The organism is Pseudomonas sp. P106(2024) (assembly GCF_057480815.1).
The window spans coordinates 1-2,029 of the sequence record NZ_JBLIYU010000037.1; the positions used below are offsets into that span (position 1 = coordinate 1).

At 50.6% G+C, this 2,029-nt stretch carries 2 tRNA genes and 1 rRNA gene; all 3 read right to left on the reverse strand.

Annotated elements, in window-relative coordinates:
- Nucleotides 1–1,473: ribosomal RNA gene (locus AC25M7_RS25385) — 23S ribosomal RNA — on the reverse strand; the annotation flags it as partial.
- A 245-nt stretch (nt 1,474–1,718) separates the two neighbouring features.
- Nucleotides 1,719–1,794, reverse strand: a tRNA-Ala gene (locus AC25M7_RS25390).
- A gap of 24 nt (nt 1,795–1,818) precedes the next feature.
- Nucleotides 1,819–1,895: transfer RNA gene (locus AC25M7_RS25395), tRNA-Ile, on the reverse strand.
- Nucleotides 1,896–2,029 lie beyond the last annotated feature (134 nt).

Below are 2,029 nucleotides of genomic sequence, written 5' to 3' on the forward strand. Positions count from 1 at the left end.
TCAGCCTACCACCTTAAACTTGGACAACCAACGCCAAGCTGGCCTAGCCTTCTCCGTCCCTCCATCGCAATAACTGGAAGTACAGGAATATTAACCTGTTTTCCATCGACTACGCTTTTCAGCCTCGCCTTAGGGACCGACTAACCCTGCGTCGATTAACGTTGCGCAGGAAACCTTGGTCTTTCGGCGTGCGAGTTTTTCACTCGCATTGTCGTTACTCATGTCAGCATTCGCACTTCTGATACCTCCAGCAAGCTTCTCAACTCACCTTCACAGGCTTACAGAACGCTCCTCTACCGCGTCATCAAAGATGACACCCGTAGCTTCGGTGCATGGTTTGAGCCCCGTTACATCTTCCGCGCAGGCCGACTCGACTAGTGAGCTATTACGCTTTCTTTAAAGGGTGGCTGCTTCTAAGCCAACCTCCTAGCTGTCTAAGCCTTCCCACATCGTTTCCCACTTAACCATGACTTTGGGACCTTAGCTGACGGTCTGGGTTGTTTCCCTTTTCACGACGGACGTTAGCACCCGCCGTGTGTCTCCCATGCTCGGCACTTGTAGGTATTCGGAGTTTGCATCGGTTTGGTAAGTCGGGATGACCCCCTAGCCGAAACAGTGCTCTACCCCCTACAGTGATACATGAGGCGCTACCTAAATAGCTTTCGAGGAGAACCAGCTATCTCCGAGCTTGATTAGCCTTTCACTCCGATCCACAGGTCATCCGCTAACTTTTCAACGGTAGTCGGTTCGGTCCTCCAGTCAGTGTTACCTAACCTTCAACCTGCCCATGGATAGATCGCCCGGTTTCGGGTCTATACCCAGCGACTAAAGCGCCCTATTAAGACTCGCTTTCGCTACGCCTCCCCTATTCGGTTAAGCTCGCCACTGAATATAAGTCGCTGACCCATTATACAAAAGGTACGCAGTCACCTAACAAAGTAGGCTCCCACTGCTTGTACGCATACGGTTTCAGGTTCTATTTCACTCCCCTCTCCGGGGTTCTTTTCGCCTTTCCCTCACGGTACTGGTTCACTATCGGTCAGTCAGTAGTATTTAGCCTTGGAGGATGGTCCCCCCATGTTCAGACAAAGTTTCTCGTGCTCCGTCCTACTCGATTTCACTGGCAAGAGATTTTCGTGTACGGGGCTATCACCCACTATGGCCGCACTTTCCAGAGCGTTCCACTAATCTCAAACCAGCTTAAGGGCTGGTCCCCGTTCGCTCGCCACTACTAAGGGAATCTCGGTTGATTTCTTTTCCTCAGGGTACTTAGATGTTTCAGTTCCCCTGGTTCGCCTCTTGCACCTATGTATTCAGTACAAGATAACCAGCTTGTGCTGGCTGGGTTCCCCCATTCAGAGATCTCTGGATCACAGTCTGTTTGCCGACTCCCCAAAGCTTATCGCAGGCTACCACGTCTTTCATCGCCTCTGACTGCCAAGGCATCCACCGTATGCGCTTCTTCACTTGACCATATAACCCCAAGCAATCTGGTTATACTGTGAAGACGACATTCGCCGAAAATTCGCATGTTGCTCATTGCTGAGCAGAACTCACAAATTTTACCTTAGCCTGAATAACCAGCAGTGAAACTGGTATTCAGTCTATCTATCACATATCCGAATTTTTAAAGAACGATCTGACAAAAGTCAGAAATCAACATTCATCACCGAATGTTCATTTCTAAGTTCTGAGCAGTGCTGCGAAACCTGAAAGAGTGGTGGAGCCAAGCGGGATCGAACCGCTGACCTCCTGCGTGCAAGGCAGGCGCTCTCCCAGCTGAGCTATGGCCCCGTATCCTAGGCCGCACCAAGTAATTGGTAGGTCTGGGCAGATTTGAACTGCCGACCTCACCCTTATCAGGGGTGCGCTCTAACCAACTGAGCTACAGACCTATAACAGGGTCGCGTTACAGCATCGTCTTTACACAATGAATCAAGCAATTCGTGTGGGAGCTCATCAGCAGGCTGATGTCTTCGATTAAGGAGGTGATCCAGCCGCAGGTTCCCCTACGGCTACCTTGTTACGA